Genomic DNA, 15,740 nt, shown 5'->3' on the forward strand with positions numbered 1-15,740 from the left:
ATGGTCGGGAACGCTGCTTGGGACACCAAGATGAGCACATTCGAATTCCTATGGCAGGGTATCCTGGTTGCGATGCAGCCGATGAACCTGGTTTATGCGCTGGTCGGCGTGACGCTCGGCACCGCCGTCGGCGTGCTGCCCGGCATCGGCCCGGCACTCACCGTGGCGCTGCTGTTGCCCGTCACCTACAAGCTCGATCCCGGCGGCTCGCTGATCATGTTCGCCGGCATCTATTATGGTGGCATGTATGGCGGCTCGACGACCTCGATCCTGCTCAACACGCCGGGTGAAAGCGCCTCGATCGTCACGGCGCTCGAGGGCAACAAGATGGCGCGCGCCGGGCGCGGCGGACCGGCGCTGGCGACAGCGGCGATCGGCTCCTTCGTCGCCGGCCTGATTGCGACGCTGGGGCTCGCCTTCATTGCTCCTTATATTGTCAAGCTGGCGCTGGTCTTCGGGCCGCGCGAATATTTCGCGCTGATGGTGCTTGCCTTCGTCACCGTCTCCTCGGCCTTCGGCGATTCAGCCCTTAGGGGTTTGACGGCGCTGTTCATCGGCTTCGCGCTCGCCATGGTCGGCATCGACCAGCAGACGGGGCAGGCGCGGCTTTCCTTCGGCATTCCCGACCTGCTCGACGGTGTCGAGGTGACGACGCTTGCGGTGGCGATGTTTGCGATCGGCGAGACGCTTTATATCGCCGCGCAGGGCAACCGCATCGCCGAGAAGGTCGAGGCGGTCAAGGGTTCGTTGTGGATGACGGCTGAGGACTGGGCGCGGTCCTGGAAGCCCTGGCTGCGCGGCACCTTGATCGGCTTTCCGATCGGCGCGATGCCGGCGGGCGGCGCTGAAATCGGCACTTTCCTCTCCTATGCCACCGAAAAGCGGCTGGCGAAGAACCCGGAGGAGTTCGGCCATGGCGCGATCGAAGGCGTGGCCGGTCCAGAGGCTGCCAACAACGCGTCGGCCGCTGGCACGCTGGTGCCGCTTCTGACCCTCGGCCTGCCGACGACGGCGACCGCGGCCATCATGCTTGCCGGCTTCCAGCAATACGGCTTGCAGCCGGGGCCGCTGCTGTTTGCCACCAATCCGCAGCTCGTCTGGGGGCTGATTGCCAGCCTGCTCATCGCCAATGCGATGCTGCTGGTCTTGAACCTGCCGATGATCGGGCTCTGGGTAAAGCTGCTGACGATTCCGAAGCCTTGGCTTTACGCGGGCATCCTGCTGTTTGCGACACTTGGGACGATCGGCGCCAATCCGTCGGTGTTCGAACTCGGCATGCTGCTCGCCTTCGGCTTGCTCGGCTATCTCATGCGGCTCTTCGGCTATCCGATTGCGCCTGCCGTCGTCGGCCTGATCCTCGGGCCGCTGGCCGAGCAGCAGCTGCGCCGTGCGCTGGCGATCAGCCAAGGCGACGTCACGACGCTGGTGATGTCGCCGATCGCCGCCGGACTGCTGATCGTTGCGGCGGCTGCCTTTCTCATCCCGCTGATCCTGCGGATTCGCGGTCGCGGCCAGGTGCTGTCGCAGCTGGCTGCAAACGAAGACTAAAAAGACGACATTACCCCTCCCTCAAGGCTGGCCATGGAAACATGCGCCGGCCTTCTGTTTTTGCATGGCTGCGGTGATTTTCTGAGCATTGTGGGGCGACCTGCGCGATATCATCTATAAGGGGTCAATCAAAACAAGAGGAAATGGACAATGTCCGCCATCCGCAATTCAGTCCGCACAGGTTTCTTCGGTCGCGCATTTGCAGTGCTTGGCGCCGCAAATGCTGTCAGCGCCGCCGTTGAAGCCGGCCGCCGGCCGCGTGCCAGCGACCTGAGGGAACTCCGCATCAACCCGGTCTCCTTCGGTCATGTTTCCCGCTAACAAGCTGGAAGCGATGCATGAATGAATTAGCCCGCAACCGATTGGTCGCGGGCTTTATTTTTGTCCAAAGGGAAGGCCGCAACGCCAAGCGCTGCGGCTCTGTTTCTAAATGCATTGCAATCGTCAGGCGTGAAGCTCTTCCTGCCGGTTGGCATGATCCTCCACCCGCTCGCGCCTGTTGTGGCGAATGGAAGACCAGAGCGACAGACCGATCAGCGTCGCGCCGCCGAGCCCGGTGATAACCTCGGGGATGTGCACCAGGGTCTGCGCATACATGATTACCGAGAGGATCAGGATGGCGTAGAAGGCGCCGTGCTCGAGATAGCGGTATTCGGCAAGTGTCCCCTTCTCCACCAGCATGATCGTCATCGAGCGCACATACATGGCGCCGATACCGAGGCCGATCGCAATGACGAAGAGGTTCTGCGTCAATGCAAAGGCGCCGATGACGCCGTCGAAGGAGAAGCTGGCATCCAGCACCTCGAGGTAGATGAAGGCGCCGAGGCCGCCCTTGGCGGCAGCACTCATCGTCTGTTGCGAGGCATCGAGCAGTTCACCCACCACCTCGACCGCCAGGAAGGTGAGCAGCCCGTAGATGGCGCAATGGACAAAGACGCTCGCCTGCTCGCCGCCGATCAGCCAGGAGAAAACCAGCATCAGCGCCAGAACGAAAGCGATCTCGATGCCCCTGATGGTGGCTGAGCGCGCCATCACCTTTTCCAGGCCTCGGAACCAATGGATTTTCTTCTCGTGGTCGAAGAAGTAGCTGAGGCCGACCATCATCAGGAAGGTGCCGCCGAAGGCTGCGATCGGCAGATGCGCGTCATTCATGATGCGGGCATATTCTTCCGGCTCACGGGCGGCAAGCACAAGCGCATCCCAGGGGCCGATCCGTGCCGCGATCGCAACGATCGCCAGCGGAAAGACAATGCGCATGCCGAAGACGGCGATGATGATGCCCCAGGTGAGGAAGCGCTTCTGCCAGGCCGGTGTCATCTCCTTCAGCTTGTTGGCGTTGACGATGGCATTGTCAAAGGAGAGCGAGATCTCAAGGACCGCAAGCACGGTGCAGATGAAGAAGACGGTCGCCATGCCGCCGATCGTGCCTGTCGTCTGCCAGCCGAGCACGGCGCCGAGAAGTAGGCCGAGGGCAGTGACGATGAAGGCCCAGCGGAAATAGCTGAGCGAGGAGTGGTGGGTCGCGGGCTGGTTCATGGCCGCACCTCGCGGCCGCAAATCATGGCGGAGAGGGAGGAGCGCGGCATACCACAACGGGCATGCGGATAAGGCATGGTGATCTTGTTCATCGATGAAAAATCCGCCGGCTAAGCTGCAGGCGGTACCGACATCACGAGAGCGCCGTAAAAACTCTCGCCAGAGGGGCCCGGCACCAAACTTACCCGCAGCCGATGTCTGGAAGGCTGGGGACAGGCCATAGGTAATCAACTTCGCGAGGCAGTCAAGGCCGGCGGCCGCACGGAGACGAAGTGTTTTTTTGGAACCATCCCGGTGCCTGCTCGTTAGACACTGGTTGAGCTTAAAAAGGAGGCCGATGATGCACACTTCGACCCATGTTCCCGACAAACGCACGGAGGCGTCCGACCGCATGAAGCGGGCGAAGCCGAACCGCATGCAGAAGGCGCAGGTGCTGCCGCCGCATCATGTCGACCTGACTCTGACCCCGGGCGTCTACCACGACATCCACGTGCCAGCCCACGTTACCGGTGCGGATCTTTCCAAGGGTGGTCCCGACATCAAGGGTAATGCAGAAAGCAAGAAATAACCGGCATTGCGCAAGCCTGCTTGGCGCGGCTTACCGCAGAATTGAAACAGGGTGAGAAACAATATGACGATCAACTTTGTGCCCCGCGAGATTTTTATCCGGCACGAAAACGAATGGCAGGCCGTGCGCGAGGCGGCGGACGAGCGCATTGATATCGGCAAACGCCAGAAGCCGCTTACCGCCTCCGGCGGCCCGGCGCCGGTTGGGACAAGCGATGCTCCGGCCGCACGCTCCGAATGACGAATCAGACAGGCGCAATGATATACGCCCGGCATATGCCGGGCGTTTCGTTTTCTACTGCTCTTTGTCCCGATCGGCGCGCCGGGCGGAATTGTAGCCGAATCGGTGTTCGAGCTTGCCGAAGGCGAAGAGCACGCAAATGGCAGCCAACGTCGTGAAGAAGGCGATCGGCCAATATCCGAAACCCATGGCAAGGCCGATTGCGCCGGAAAGCCACATGCCGGCCCCCGTCGTCAGCCCGTGCACCCGGCCCCTGGCAAAGACGATCATGCCGGCGGCAAGGAAGGCGACGCCGGCGGTCACGGCTTCGATGACGCGCAGCGGGTCGATCCGCACCTGCTCGTCATCGGCAAACCCCGGCATGTGCACCGCCTCGATCGAAATGATGGCGAAGAGGGCAGCAGCAAGACTGATCAGAATATGGGTGCGGAAGCCTGCCGGGCGGTCGCGTGCCTCACGCTCGAAGCCTATCAACCCGCCGAAGACGATGGCACCGAGCAGGCGGGCAAAGATGATGGGATAGTGGATACGCGACGCCGGTATCATGTCGGCGATGATCAGATCCATGGATTTTCCTACAACGGATGAATTTTTCGCTGGCTAACGTCTGAGCGCTAGATTTGTTCGGCTTTTTTCACTCATTCGCGTGGATTCCACGCAGCGCTTCTCCCAAGCCGGCTGGTATTCGCATGAAAGATCGGCGAACCCGGCATCGTCGTGCCGCGGCGCCAACCTTTCAGAAAGGATTGGGCGGCGATAATCCCGGCCTCACGGGATTCGGACAGATGGCCAAGACAGCGACACGCGGCCGCCGCAAGGCGCCGGCGAGAGGAAAGAGCAAAGCGCGCAGCAGCGGTGGCGGATTGCTGCCCTGGGCGGTGATCGGCATTGCCGCGATCGGCGGCATCGTCGCCCATGACCATTGGAGGAGCATCCAGCCGATGTTTGCCCGGCAATCGGCGCCGGTGGCGCGCGAAACGGCGGAGCGTAGACCTGCCGCCAGGAAGGACGTGCCGCCGAAGCAGGTGGCGCTTGCCACACCCACGCCGAAAGCCGTACCGCCGGCGCCGCAATCGCAGCTGCTGCCGCCGGCGACCATCCCGACGCCAGCCGTCCAGCCGGGCAAGGCGGTGCCGTCTCCACTTACCCCCGCCAATCCGGAAACCGGGACAATCGCTTTTGGTTATTGCGGGCAAGGCGCCCATATCAACTGCGTCGGCGATGGCGGCGTCTTCTGGTACAAGGGGGAGAAGATCGTGATCGCCGATATGGCAAGCCCGGTCGTCTACCAGGCGCGATGTGACGGCGAACGTAGGGTGGCCTTTGCCGCAAAGTCTCGGCTGCTGGCCCTTCTGAACGCCGGTCCCTTCACCATAAATGCTGCGGGCAAGGCTGAGCCATCCGGAGCGCCGCGTGTTGTCTCGCGCGACGGGCGCTCGTTCGGCGCGCAGCTGATCAATGAAGGGCTGGCGCGCAAGCCAGGCGCTGCCGGCGGTGCGTGGTGCGCCTGACGGCTAGAACATTTTCACACAATCCCGGACGCTAAACCGCTGCGCCCTTTTGCCGGGATTGCTCTACTTTCCCTTTTTCACCAGCTTGCCGCCGGTGCGGAAGCTGCCGGTAAACGAGGAATCCTTGCTTTCGGCCGTACATTCGATCGCAATCGGCTTGCCGGCATAGGGATTGCCGAAGGTGCAGAAGCCAGCGACCTTAACCTCCCCGGTCATCTTATTGCCGACGCCTGTGGTGACGAGGCTGAGCGGCAGGCGGGCATTGCCGTTGGAAGCGGGCTTGATGCCGCTGCCATCGCCCTGAAAGCCGAGCGCCTTGCCGTCCGACGTGAAGATGAAGGTCACCAGGCCATTGACCAGCGTGACGCTGGCGAGTTCGTTCTTGCAGCCCTTGGTGGCGTCGAACTTGGCGACGACAAGCTTGGCGCATTTGCCGGAGAGCGTGATGACGCCGGGCGCGCCTGGAAACGTCTCGGCAGGAGACGCTGGCGCTGCAGCGGCCGGCAAGGCGAGGGCGGCGGAAAAAATTGCGGCGGCAACAGGCGCGGATAATTTCATTTCGATCTCAAACCCCATGTGCTGGCGAGGCGAATCACCACCTCATCCTCGGTTCGGCCATGGCACGGCTCTGTGTCCGAAATTTGGTTCTGTTGTTCCCCGAGGCGGAAAGTTTCCATCGGCGGCCGGGCTGGCTCGGGAAGCGGTCACAAGGGTCGGCGATGGGTTGGGATGCGGAGCATCGACAACGAACAGATGCGGCATGGCGGTGGCAAGGCGCTGATAGAGCGCCTGCCGTCTTGGACACATTCTGGTCAAGGGGAATGGGCCTAGGCAGGGAAGTCCAGGCCCATTCTTTCCCGATCGGAGGTCAGTCGGATCAGGAATTTGTAGCTGCCGGCACACAGCGCCGTAGCAAGTCGCCAGCAGCCCTTTTATTAGAACGCGCGCTGCAGGCGGAAGTAGCCCGAGGTTACGTCAGCAGCATTGTCCGGATCGAGGTACTGAACCGAGACCTTGGCTGCGAGGTTGTCGACGATCTGGTAGTCGATCGTTACGCCGGCCTTCCAGGCGCTGACGTCGTCGTTGAACTCGCCGGCAGTGACACCGTAGTTGTCGTAGTACTGAACAGCCGGGGTGATCTTCAGCTTGTCAGTCGCCTTGATGGCGTATTCGGCAGCGATTGCCCATTCAGCCTTGTTGTAATAGGCGTTCGGGTTCGTTGCGTAGACAACTGCGAGGCCGAGCGTGCCCGGGCCGACAGCAACCGTACCCATGGCCCGGATGGCGCCTTCTTCGTTGTCGGTGTCGTAACCGGCAGTGATCTGGTAGCTGAAGGCACCGGCCTTGCCGCCGAGACCGACGGCAACGCCGACGTTGTTTGCGGTTTCGCCGTTGTAGAACGGGCTGTCTTCCAGCTCGTCGACGCTGATGCCGGCGTAGAAGGCGTCGGTTTCGTACTGATAACGGATGGAGTTATGCAGCGTGACCGGCGAGCCGATGTCGTCGGTTTCGCCGGAGAGGCCGTCGTCCCACCAGCTGTAGAACAGACCAGCGCGGAAGCCGGCGATGTCGAGGTAAGCGGAGTCGAGCTGAGCCTTCTGGGCAGAGGCGTTGTCAGCATTGAACTGCATGACGATGACGCCGGTCAGCGGACCGTATTCGGTGTCGCTCTTGGCGGTGAACTGAACCTGGCCGCGCGTACGGGCGTCCCAATCCGAGTCGTTGGCGACAGAACCGCCGCCGCTGGCGCCGATCGAGCTGGCGTTCGGAGCGACGTCAACCTGGAAACGGATATAGCCGTTGATCTTGAGGCAGGTTTCGGTGCCCGGGATGTAGAAATAGCCGGTGCCGTAAGCGTCGCAGACGCGAACATATTCAACCGGTTCCGGCTCGGCAGCAACGATAGCGTCAGCAGCCTGGGCGCCGGATACTGCTGCGAGAGCAGCAGCGGAGCCGAGAAGAAGGCTCTTGATGTTCATGGAATAACCTCCAGTTCAGATGCAAGAGGATGAAGACCGTTGCCATCGGCAGTCCCTACGGATCTTCACCCCGTGTGAGCGAAGCGGCGCCTTTTGGCTTGGCGCCTGCCTCGCCGCGGAACTTACATAGGGGATGCTGCGCCGCAACAACGATATCAATCATGACAGCAGGCCGGCATGGTTATGTTGCTGAAATAACACGCGTTTTGTCACAAACTCGTCATCTGTCCGTCACAAACAACGAAGGGCTGAGGGCTCGTGAGTGGTATGCAATTGATGCTCGAATGAGCGCGTTCTTATATGCGAGCGCAGATAATCGCAATCTGCGTGAATCGGCTCAACCTGACCAGCGCGCTTTGTGCGGACGTGCGGATGTCGGGCTCAAAGTCTCACTGGCAGCGGACCAGCGATCGACGCTATGTCGCATGCGCCAGAAGCGACGAAGATCCGGCATCGGCAGTGGTAAAGAAGATAACCGGGAACAATTCACCAATCAGCGGTTTGGCGAAAACCCCTCGTGGGGCAAGGAGATCGGATGGTGGGCGTGACAGGGATTGAACCTGTGACCCCTACGATGTCAACGTAGTGCTCTCCCGCTGAGCTACACGCCCATCCGATGGCGGCGCATAGATCACAAAACCTTCGGAGCCGTCAATAGGCTTTTTTCAGTTTTGTGACACGCCACCCGGCAAGCCTTATGCGGCAAGCATTTTGTTGACCTCGTCGACGAGATCGCGCAGGTGGAAAGGCTTAGAAAGGACCTTGGCATCCTTCGGCGCCTTCGAATCAGGGTTCAGCGCCACGGCCGCAAAGCCGGTGATGAACATCACCTTCAGGTCGGGGTCGAGTTCGGTGGCGCGGCGCGCCAGCTCGATGCCGTCCATCTCGGGCATGACGATATCGGTCAGCAGCAGGGAAAACGGCTCCTCGCGCAGCCGGTCGTAGGCGCTGGCGCCATTGTCATAGGAAAGGACCTTGTAACCGGCCTTTTCGAGCGCTTTCACCAGGAAGCGGCGCATGTCGTTGTCGTCTTCTGCGAGAAGTATCTTCTGAGTCATCAATCCAGACCGCTGATCAATAAGTTTTGGTGGGCTGCCAAGCGTTTACACTAGTCTTGACCCGGTAAACAACCGGTGAATTGCCTGTGCGCGGCCGCATCCCTCCTACATAGTATGGACTTGGGGCCGGGCAACTGGCAACATGGGCACAGCAGCCAGTTCATGACATGGTAAAGAGGGCCGAAAGTGCCGGAGATACGCGAATACGAGCTTTTTGAGGTTCATGAGCCCGTGTCGCAGACCATTCCCTTCGTCTACAACTCCCCGCATAGCGGCCGTATTTATCCACCGGAATTTATCGCCCAGTCCAGGCTCGAGGGCATCGCCATCCGCCGTTCCGAGGATCATTATGTCGACGAGCTCTTCGGCTCGGCCGTGGCACTCGGCGCACCGCTTCTCGCCGCCAACTTTCCGCGCGCCTATCTCGACGTCAATCGCGAGCCCTACGAGCTCGACCCGCGGATGTTCGACGGGCTACTGCCGCCCTATGCCAATGTCAATTCGCTGCGGGTCGCCGGCGGGCTCGGCACCATTCCGCGTATCGTCGCCGAGAACATGGAGATCTATGCGCGGCGGCTGCCGGTGCAGGAGGGGCTCGACCGGGTCGAAGCGGTCTACAAGCCCTATCATGCGACGCTCCGGCGGCTGATCGCGCGGACGCATGTGCAGTTCGGCTTCGGCGTGCTGATCGACTGCCACTCGATGCCCGGCAATGTGCGTGTCGCCGGCTATACCGCACGGCCCGATTTCATCATCGGCGATCGCTACGGCACCAGTGCATCGGCCGAACTTTCGCGCGCCGCCATCGCCATCCTCGAGGAAATGGGTTTCGCGGCAATCCGCAACAAGCCCTATGCCGGCGGCTTCATCACCGAACATTACGGCCGGCCCTCGCGCGGGCTGCATGCGCTGCAGATCGAAGTGAACCGGGCGATCTATGTCGACGAGGTGACGCTGGAAAAACGCGCTGACTTCGCCGCGGTGGCCGAGGCGGTCACGGGTTTCATGCAGCAGATGGCGGATTATGTCGAGAAATTCGCCGGCGATCGGGCGCTGGCCGCCGAATAGCCTGCGTCGATTTCACCGATATTATCCGGCCGGTCTTCGCCGCCAAAAAAAACCGCGCTTGTAAGCGCGGCTAAGTCTAGGGAGGAAACACCCAAGGAGGGTATTTACAGTCAGAAGACTGTACGAAGGAGGCTACTATTGCGTTGCACAAATGTCAAGCAATATATTGCGCTGCGATATCTTTGGGCAGTTCAGCCGAACGGCCCGCGTTTGCATTCCCGCTGCTTTTCGCTATGAAGGCACCACGCCCGCCAGCAAACGGATCGACCATGCTTCCTGACCGCTCGTTCTTCAACCGTCTGGCGGAGGCCGCCAAGGCCGAGACGCTGCCGCGTTTCCGCTCCGGCCTCGACGTCACCAACAAGCTTTCCTCCGGATTCGATCCGGTGACGGAGGGTGACCGGGCGGCCGAACTTGCCATCCGGGCGCTGATCGAAGAGAGTTTTCCCGACCATGGCATTCTCGGCGAGGAGCACGGTAATATCGGGCTCGACCGCGACTATGTCTGGGTGATCGATCCGATCGACGGCACGCGCGCCTTCATATCAGGCCTGCCGGTGTGGGGGACGCTGATCGGTCTGCAGAAAGAGGGCCGAGCGATCATGGGCATGATCGAACAGCCCTTTACCGGCGAGCGTTATTTCGCCGATCAGAATGGTTCGATCTATAGCGGGCCGGAGGGCGAACGGCGGCTGATGACGCGCCAGTGCGAGACGCTTTCGAACGCCATCCTGTTCACCACCTCGCCGCATCTCTTCGCCGGCACGGAGATGGAAAAATACCGGGAGATCGAGGGCCAGGTGCGGCTCTTCCGCTATGGATGCGACTGCTATGCCTATGCGCTGCTTGCCGCCGGCCATATCGATCTCGTCATCGAAAACAGTCTGAAGCCCTATGACGTCGGCGGTATCATTCCGGTCATCGAAGGGGCGGGCGGCATCATCACCACCTGGGACGGCGGGCGGCCTGAGAACGGCGGCTCGATCATCGCCGCCGGCAGCCGGGCCGTCTACGAGCAGGCGATCGCCATCCTGCAGCGTTGATCCGGATCCGCAGGGCTAAACCCATTCATGTGCCGAGGGCGGCGACATCCTGGTTTTCCTCGGCGTCACTGCCGGGAATGAAGGCGTGGAAGGCGGCAAGGGCGGCCGCGCGGTAGGTATCCCGTTCCTGGAGAATCTCGTGGCGGGCGCCGTTGATCGGGATCAGCTGGCCGGCGCGGAAATAACGCGAGAGCCGCTCCTGCGCTGTGTAGGGCACGACACCGTCACGCGTCGGAGCGATGACGATGGTCGGGATGGTGATCGAGAAGAGATGGTAGGGCGAGGTGACCCGGTCCATCGTGCGGAAAGCCTCGGTCAGCCAGCGGGCCGTCGGCGGCCCGAGCGTCAGCTCGGGATGCGCCTTCATCATCGCGACATTGCGCTCAAAGCGGGTTTCGTCCGAGGTCAGCGGGTTGTCGCGGAAATCCGGTTCCTTCAGCTTCGAGGTCAGCGGCAAGGAACCAAGACCGATTGCCGTCAACGCGCCGGCCAGGGCGCGGATGACGCGGGGCGAGGCCGACTGGCCGGTCAGGCCGATAAAGGGCGCCGACAGCACCATGCGATCGATACGGGTGTTGAGATAGGGCGCGGCCGAGAGCGCGATCAACCCGCCTGTGGAATGAGCGAGCAGGTAGAAGGGCAGGCGGGTATCCGGCAGCACCACCTTTTCGAGGAAGGTGTCGAGATCACGTTCGTAATCGCCGAAGCGGCGGATGTGGCCGTGGTTGCGCCGCTTCAGGAGCCGTCCAGAACCGCCCTGGCCGCGCATATCGAAGGTGGCGACCCAGAGACCTTTGGCCGTCAGGTCGCGGATCGTCTCGAAATATTTCTCAATATATTCGTTGCGGCCGTGCAGGATGACGACCGTGCCCTTGGCGACCTGGGCGCCGGAGCGAAAAACGGCATAACGCAGCCGGTGGCCGTCATGGGTTTCGAAGAACCCTTCCGTGCGGTTTTCCGGGGCGGGATTGTCGGGCGTCGAATAGAGAACCTGATCCATGACTTTGCCAATGCGCCGCTGCTGAGTGCTTCGCATCAGGGATAACGCATGGCACCCGGCTTGGAAAGCGGCGGCGTCCGCAAGTCTGCAAAGCGCGAAAAGGGCCGGCAGGAGCATGAGGGTGCTCACAGCCGGCCGAGTTTGAGGCTGAAGAAGAAGGGACGATGCACTTCAGCCATCGGGACCAGATTCACCCGACGCTGCGATCTCTAGGCGCCGGCGCCTGAATGCGCTCCGAACCGGCCGTTCATGCGGGGTTCACGGGCCGGCCGGGCAATTTCGGGAGGGTCTTGAACTCGTCAAATCCCATCACCATCTCCTTTTTGCGGGTGCCGAAGAGGGCCCGCGCAACCGTCCCGAGACCGCCAAAGATGGGGTTTCAGGGGCATTTTATCGCAACACGTCGCTTCCACAGGAGGACATCATGCGTCACGTAGACTTCTCTCCGCTCTATCGCTCGACCGTCGGTTTCGACCGGCTCTTCACCATGCTCGACAGCCTCGCCCAGCCGGAGCAGGCCCAGACCTATCCGCCCTATAATATCGAGCGCACCGGTGAAAACACCTATCGGATCACCATGGCGGTTGCCGGTTTCGACGAGACCGAACTTTCGATCGAAGCCCACGCCCATGTGCTGTCCGTGAAGGGTGAAAAGGCCGAGGAACCTGCCGAAAATGGCGAATTCCTCTATCGCGGCATCGCCAAGCGCGCCTTCGAGCGCCGCTTCCAGCTTGCCGACCATGTCGAGGTGACTGCCGCTTCGCTGAAGAACGGCCTGCTGCATATCGACCTTCTGCGCAACATTCCCGAGGCCATGAAGCCCCGCAAGATTGCGATTGCCGCAGAGCCGGTCGAGGCTCCGAAGGCCATCGAAGCGCAAGTCATCAACGGCTAATCACATCCGTTAAGAAAAAAAACGGCGCTCCGATCGGGGCGCCGTTTTTTATTGCGGCAATAGGTTCAGGCCGGACTGGCGGCTTCGTCTATTTCCTTTTCCGTTGCGCGGCGGGCCGCGGCGGCGGCGTATTTCTGGGCGATGAGGGCGCAGACCATCAGCTGGATCTGATGGAAGAGCATCAGCGGCAGCACGATCGCGCCGATCGACTGGCCTGAAAAGATGACGTTTGCCATCGGCACACCGCTTGCAAGGCTCTTCTTCGAGCCGCAGAAGGTGATGGTGATCTCGTCGGCCTTGTTGAAGCCGAGCCGGCGGCTGCCGAACATTGTCAGCACCAGCACGATTCCGAGGAGAACCATATCGGCGATAATGACGACGGCGATGTCGGTGATCGAGAAGGTGTGCCACAGGCCCTCCACCACCGCCGTCGAGAAGGCGAGATAGACCACCATCAGGATCGAGCCGCGGTCGACGGGCATCAAAATCTTCTTCTTGGCGCGAATCCAGTCGCCGATCCAGGGCTGCAGGATTTGACCGACGATGAAGGGGGCAAGCAGCTGCAACAGGATCTGCTGCAATGCGTCGAAGGAAAAGCCGCCATGGCCGCCGACGGAAAAGAGCAGGCCGACCAGCAGCGGCGTCAGGAACATGCCGAAAATGTTGGAGGCCGAGGCGGAGCAGATGGCAGCAGGCACATTGCCGCCGGCCATCGAGGTGAAGGCGATCGACGACTGCACCGTCGACGGCAGCACGCAGAGGAAGAGAATGCCGCGGTAGAGCGGCTGCGGCAGGATCGTGTCGGGGATGAAGCCGAGGCCGAGACCAAGCAAGGGGAAGATGCCGAAGGTGGTCAGCAGGATGACGAGATGCAGGCGCCAGTGCAACAGGCCTGCTATGACGACATCACGCGAAAGGCGGGCGCCGTGCAGAAAGAACAGGGCGGCGATGGCAAGATCGGTGGCGATGCCGAAATAACCTGCGAATGTGCCGCTCGCCGGAAATAGCGAGGCGAGAATGACGGTGCAGACCAGCAGGGTCGTAAACGTATCAGGCAAAAAGCGGCGCATGGCGGTCTCGCGGCGTGACAGATAGTCATTGTTTTGTCGTCCATTATGATCCACGATGCAAGAAATAACAGTTATCAAGAAGCTGGATCATGCTGGACCTTTCGCAACTGCGCAGTTTCGTCGCCGTCGAACAGATGGGCAGCTTCACGCTGGCTGCGGAAAGGCTCGGTCTCGGCCAGTCTACGGTCAGCCAGCACATCCAGCGGCTGGAGGCAGCACTCGGCCGCAAGCTCCTGGCACGTGACACGCATAAGGTCATTTTAACAGGCGATGGCGAGGCACTGCTGTCGCATGCGCGCAGCATGCTTTCGATCGAAGGGCAGGTGCAGTCGCTGTTTCGGGGCAACAGCCTGCGCGGCCGCCTGCGGCTCGGCGTGTCGGAGGATTTCGTCACCAGCCAGCTGCCGGCCGTGCTGGAGGATTTCGTTCGGTCGCATCCCTCCGTCGATCTGGAACTGACGGTGGCGCTATCCGGCGTCCTCTACGAGATGCAGGACAATGGCGAAATCGATCTGGTGCTCGCCAAGCGCCGGCTCGGCGATGCCCGTGGAAAACTGGTCTATCGCGAACCGCTCGTCTGGCTGGCGCGCGATCCTGAACGTGTGCTGGCCTCCGGCCCTTTGCCGCTGATCGCCTTTCCGCCGCCGAGCGTCACACGGGCGATCGCGCTGGAAGCGCTGGCGCGAAACGGCGTGGCGTGGCGGATCGTCTGCACCTGTGGGAGCCTCAGCGGGCTGACGGCGGCGGCGCGGGCCGGGATGGGCGTGCTGGTGCAGCCGCGCAGCATGGCGCCTTCGGGGCTGAAAGAGATCGCTGCGGCAAAGCTTCCGCTGCTGGAGGACGTGGAATTCGTGCTGGTGCCGCGCAAGGGGGCGGATCAGGCGCTGGTCGCCGCCCTTTCGGACGATATTCTGCAGAAAGTGAGAGGGCTGAGGTCGGCGTGAGCCACTGCGTCGCCGAAAGGCCTGCGGCAGGCAGGCTCGGAGGCGGTCAGGCGGCCAGGCACTTCAGAAAGCCATCCACGTCCGCTTCCGTCGTCGCGAAGCTGGTGACGAGGCGGATCAGGGTTTCGTTCTCGGAAACCAGTTCGGGCGTTGCCGCCGGGACCGGCCACTCGTAGAATTTTGCGCCCTTTTCCTCGGCGGTTTTTGCCGCATGTTTGCTGACGACGGCGAAGACTTCGTTGGAAGCGGTCGGCCAGGCAAGGCGGGCGGCGTTGCTGGCGCCGATACCGGCGCGCAGGCGGCTGGCCATGCCGTTCGAATGACGGGCGAGATCAAGCCAGAGGCCGTTTTCGAAATAGGCATCGAACTGGGCGGCGATGAAACGCGACTTGGAAAAGAGCTGGGCGGCGCGCTTGCGGATGAAGGGCATTTCCCGGGCGCGATCCGGATCGAAGAAGACGATCGCTTCCGCACACCAGCAGCCATTCTTGGTGCCGCCGAAGGACAGCATGTCGACGCCGCGCTTCCAGGTCATTTCGGCCGGCGTCGCGCCAAGGGCGATCAGCGCGTTGGCAAAACGGGCGCCGTCCATGTGGAGCGGCAGGTTACGTTTCCTTGCTATGGCGGCGATCTCGCCGATCTCGGGAAGGGAATAGACGGTGCCGATCTCGGTTGCCTGGGTGATGGTCACGGCGCTGGCGCGTCCTTGACGGAGGGCGTCCTCCGGAAAGTGTGCGATTTTTGCGGAAAGCTTGGCCGGATCGATCTTGCCGGCCTCGCCGTCGACGGCGGCGAGGCGGGCGGAGCCGGAGAAAAATTCCGGCGCGCCGCATTCATCCTCGATCACATGCGCCTCCGAATGGCAGAAGGTGATACCGCCGGGGCGCTGGACGCTTGCCAGCGACAGTGAGTTGGCGGCGGTGCCGGTGGCGACGAAGAATACCGAAACCTCGCGCTCGAAGACCTCGGAGAAACGAGCCTCGACCTTCTTGTCGAGATCGCCCGCGCCATAGGCGGCGGCAAAACCGGCCGATTCCGCCAGCAGACGTTCGGCAATGGATCTATGGGCGCCGGCCCAGTTATCGGAAGCAAAGAACATGAGGGGAACCGATGCAAAGGAAGGGTTTGGCAGGGCCGAGGCGGAGATTACGCCAAAGCTTCACAGGATCAAGGCTGTTGCCCATGACACATCACAGAAATTGAACTACGCAATCAATAAACAAAATGATCATCTTTTTCGTAATTTTATTTCGCAGTGGCGACCGATCCGGTAATCTTCC

Annotated in this window: 18 protein-coding genes and 1 tRNA gene; 10 read left to right on the forward strand and 9 right to left on the reverse strand. The window is 61.6% G+C overall.

The annotated features are described in order from the left end of the window. The first annotated feature begins 30 nt into the window (after positions 1 to 30). Together OS035_RS15385 and OS035_RS15390 are read left to right on the forward strand one after the other, a co-directional pair. On the forward strand, positions 31 to 1,548 hold the full coding sequence (locus tag OS035_RS15385) for a tripartite tricarboxylate transporter permease (RefSeq protein WP_003585833.1): 1,518 nt from the start codon (positions 31 to 33) through the stop codon (positions 1,546 to 1,548). Positions 1,549 to 1,698: 150 nt separating this feature from the next. Then, positions 1,699 to 1,869: a hypothetical protein gene (locus tag OS035_RS15390; protein WP_331813852.1), complete on the forward strand. Its 171-nt coding sequence runs from the start codon at positions 1,699 to 1,701 to the stop codon at positions 1,867 to 1,869. Positions 1,870 to 1,992: 123 nt separating this feature from the next. Here the strand turns inward: OS035_RS15390 and OS035_RS15395 are convergent, their stop codons facing one another. Continuing rightward, positions 1,993 to 3,084, reverse strand: coding sequence for a DUF475 domain-containing protein (locus OS035_RS15395; RefSeq protein ID WP_183778618.1), 1,092 nt, complete (start codon positions 3,082 to 3,084; stop codon positions 1,993 to 1,995). Positions 3,085 to 3,421: 337 nt separating this feature from the next. On the opposite strand from OS035_RS15395, the gene OS035_RS15400 reads away from it, so the two are divergent. Further along, the gene (locus OS035_RS15400) at positions 3,422 to 3,652 is read left to right on the forward strand and encodes a hypothetical protein (RefSeq protein ID WP_097628743.1); all 231 of its coding nucleotides are present in this window, start codon (positions 3,422 to 3,424) and stop codon (positions 3,650 to 3,652) included. Positions 3,653 to 3,715: 63 nt separating this feature from the next. After that, positions 3,716 to 3,892, forward strand: a complete 177-nt coding sequence (locus tag OS035_RS15405; RefSeq protein WP_183778620.1) for a hypothetical protein — start codon at positions 3,716 to 3,718, stop codon at positions 3,890 to 3,892. A 54-nt stretch (positions 3,893 to 3,946) separates the two neighbouring features. Here OS035_RS15405 and OS035_RS15410 read toward each other — a convergent pair whose 3' ends face one another. Then, positions 3,947 to 4,459: an MgtC/SapB family protein gene (locus OS035_RS15410; protein ID WP_097628744.1), complete on the reverse strand. Its 513-nt coding sequence runs from the start codon at positions 4,457 to 4,459 to the stop codon at positions 3,947 to 3,949. Between the two features lie 218 nt (positions 4,460 to 4,677). Between OS035_RS15410 and OS035_RS15415 the strand changes: the two genes are divergently transcribed. After that, entirely contained in the window at positions 4,678 to 5,403 is a 726-nt protein-coding gene (locus tag OS035_RS15415; RefSeq protein ID WP_097628797.1) for a hypothetical protein, read from the forward strand. 63 nt (positions 5,404 to 5,466) lie between these two features. Here OS035_RS15415 and OS035_RS15420 read toward each other — a convergent pair whose 3' ends face one another. Continuing rightward, on the reverse strand, positions 5,467 to 5,979 hold the full coding sequence (locus OS035_RS15420; RefSeq protein ID WP_097628745.1) for a hypothetical protein: 513 nt from the start codon (positions 5,977 to 5,979) through the stop codon (positions 5,467 to 5,469). 359 nt (positions 5,980 to 6,338) lie between these two features. Continuing rightward, positions 6,339 to 7,382 carry a porin gene (locus OS035_RS15425; RefSeq protein ID WP_097628746.1) on the reverse strand — a complete coding sequence of 348 codons (1,044 nt, stop codon included), beginning with the start codon at positions 7,380 to 7,382 and terminating at the stop codon, positions 6,339 to 6,341. Between the two features lie 161 nt (positions 7,383 to 7,543). On the opposite strand from OS035_RS15425, the gene OS035_RS15430 reads away from it, so the two are divergent. Further along, entirely contained in the window at positions 7,544 to 7,930 is a 387-nt protein-coding gene (locus OS035_RS15430; protein WP_183778622.1) for a hypothetical protein, read from the forward strand. On the opposite strand, the gene OS035_RS15435 is transcribed toward OS035_RS15430, so the two are convergent. Together OS035_RS15435 and cpdR1 are read right to left on the reverse strand one after the other, a co-directional pair. Further along, positions 7,919 to 7,993, reverse strand: a tRNA-Val gene (locus tag OS035_RS15435). The genes OS035_RS15430 and OS035_RS15435 overlap by 12 nt on opposite strands. A gap of 84 nt (positions 7,994 to 8,077) precedes the next feature. Then, complete coding sequence (gene cpdR1 / locus OS035_RS15440) at positions 8,078 to 8,440, reverse strand: response regulator CpdR1 (protein WP_003542883.1); 363 nt, start codon at positions 8,438 to 8,440, stop codon at positions 8,078 to 8,080. Positions 8,441 to 8,626: 186 nt separating this feature from the next. Between cpdR1 and OS035_RS15445 the strand changes: the two genes are divergently transcribed. Continuing rightward, complete coding sequence (locus OS035_RS15445) at positions 8,627 to 9,508, forward strand: N-formylglutamate amidohydrolase (protein WP_003585818.1); 882 nt, start codon at positions 8,627 to 8,629, stop codon at positions 9,506 to 9,508. A 269-nt stretch (positions 9,509 to 9,777) separates the two neighbouring features. Next, positions 9,778 to 10,551, forward strand: coding sequence for a histidinol-phosphatase (gene hisN / locus OS035_RS15450; protein WP_183778624.1), 774 nt, complete (start codon positions 9,778 to 9,780; stop codon positions 10,549 to 10,551). Positions 10,552 to 10,576: 25 nt separating this feature from the next. Here the strand turns inward: hisN and OS035_RS15455 are convergent, their stop codons facing one another. After that, a complete protein-coding gene (locus tag OS035_RS15455) occupies positions 10,577 to 11,551 on the reverse strand; it encodes an alpha/beta fold hydrolase (RefSeq protein WP_097628798.1) in 975 nt (324 codons plus the stop codon). Positions 11,552 to 11,975: 424 nt separating this feature from the next. On the opposite strand from OS035_RS15455, the gene OS035_RS15460 reads away from it, so the two are divergent. Continuing rightward, a complete protein-coding gene (locus OS035_RS15460; RefSeq protein ID WP_037073833.1) occupies positions 11,976 to 12,446 on the forward strand; it encodes an Hsp20 family protein in 471 nt (156 codons plus the stop codon). A gap of 65 nt (positions 12,447 to 12,511) precedes the next feature. Here OS035_RS15460 and OS035_RS15465 read toward each other — a convergent pair whose 3' ends face one another. After that, complete coding sequence (locus tag OS035_RS15465; protein ID WP_183778625.1) at positions 12,512 to 13,516, reverse strand: bile acid:sodium symporter family protein; 1,005 nt, start codon at positions 13,514 to 13,516, stop codon at positions 12,512 to 12,514. Positions 13,517 to 13,605: 89 nt separating this feature from the next. On the opposite strand from OS035_RS15465, the gene OS035_RS15470 reads away from it, so the two are divergent. After that, a complete protein-coding gene (locus OS035_RS15470) occupies positions 13,606 to 14,460 on the forward strand; it encodes a LysR family transcriptional regulator (RefSeq protein ID WP_183778627.1) in 855 nt (284 codons plus the stop codon). A 46-nt stretch (positions 14,461 to 14,506) separates the two neighbouring features. Here OS035_RS15470 and OS035_RS15475 read toward each other — a convergent pair whose 3' ends face one another. After that, positions 14,507 to 15,559: a threonine aldolase family protein gene (locus tag OS035_RS15475; RefSeq protein ID WP_003585809.1), complete on the reverse strand. Its 1,053-nt coding sequence runs from the start codon at positions 15,557 to 15,559 to the stop codon at positions 14,507 to 14,509. Positions 15,560 to 15,740 lie beyond the last annotated feature (181 nt).

This window comes from Rhizobium sp. 268 (assembly GCF_036571585.1).
In the GTDB taxonomy this organism is placed as follows: Bacteria; Pseudomonadota; Alphaproteobacteria; order Rhizobiales; family Rhizobiaceae; genus Rhizobium; species Rhizobium redzepovicii.

What these genes read in the sequence shown, in the direction of transcription:
- OS035_RS15465 (WP_183778625.1), bottom strand. Translation starts at nt 13,516, where the DNA reads ATGCGCCGCTTTTTGCCTGATACGTTTACGACCCTGCTGGTCTGCACC.
- OS035_RS15470 (WP_183778627.1), top strand. Translation starts at nt 13,606, where the DNA reads ATGCTGGACCTTTCGCAACTGCGCAGTTTCGTCGCCGTCGAACAGATG.
- cpdR1 (WP_003542883.1), bottom strand. Translation starts at nt 8,440, where the DNA reads ATGACTCAGAAGATACTTCTCGCAGAAGACGACAACGACATGCGCCGC.
- OS035_RS15425 (WP_097628746.1), bottom strand. Translation starts at nt 7,382, where the DNA reads ATGAACATCAAGAGCCTTCTTCTCGGCTCCGCTGCTGCTCTCGCAGCA.
- OS035_RS15475 (WP_003585809.1), bottom strand. Translation starts at nt 15,559, where the DNA reads ATGTTCTTTGCTTCCGATAACTGGGCCGGCGCCCATAGATCCATTGCC.
- hisN (WP_183778624.1), top strand. Translation starts at nt 9,778, where the DNA reads ATGCTTCCTGACCGCTCGTTCTTCAACCGTCTGGCGGAGGCCGCCAAG.
- OS035_RS15385 (WP_003585833.1), top strand. Translation starts at nt 31, where the DNA reads ATGAGCACATTCGAATTCCTATGGCAGGGTATCCTGGTTGCGATGCAG.
- OS035_RS15400 (WP_097628743.1), top strand. Translation starts at nt 3,422, where the DNA reads ATGATGCACACTTCGACCCATGTTCCCGACAAACGCACGGAGGCGTCC.
- OS035_RS15390 (WP_331813852.1), top strand. Translation starts at nt 1,699, where the DNA reads ATGTCCGCCATCCGCAATTCAGTCCGCACAGGTTTCTTCGGTCGCGCA.
- OS035_RS15420 (WP_097628745.1), bottom strand. Translation starts at nt 5,979, where the DNA reads ATGGGGTTTGAGATCGAAATGAAATTATCCGCGCCTGTTGCCGCCGCA.
- OS035_RS15395 (WP_183778618.1), bottom strand. Translation starts at nt 3,084, where the DNA reads ATGAACCAGCCCGCGACCCACCACTCCTCGCTCAGCTATTTCCGCTGG.
- OS035_RS15405 (WP_183778620.1), top strand. Translation starts at nt 3,716, where the DNA reads ATGACGATCAACTTTGTGCCCCGCGAGATTTTTATCCGGCACGAAAAC.
- OS035_RS15415 (WP_097628797.1), top strand. Translation starts at nt 4,678, where the DNA reads ATGGCCAAGACAGCGACACGCGGCCGCCGCAAGGCGCCGGCGAGAGGA.
- OS035_RS15410 (WP_097628744.1), bottom strand. Translation starts at nt 4,459, where the DNA reads ATGGATCTGATCATCGCCGACATGATACCGGCGTCGCGTATCCACTAT.
- OS035_RS15430 (WP_183778622.1), top strand. Translation starts at nt 7,544, where the DNA reads ATGACAGCAGGCCGGCATGGTTATGTTGCTGAAATAACACGCGTTTTG.
- OS035_RS15455 (WP_097628798.1), bottom strand. Translation starts at nt 11,551, where the DNA reads ATGGATCAGGTTCTCTATTCGACGCCCGACAATCCCGCCCCGGAAAAC.
- OS035_RS15460 (WP_037073833.1), top strand. Translation starts at nt 11,976, where the DNA reads ATGCGTCACGTAGACTTCTCTCCGCTCTATCGCTCGACCGTCGGTTTC.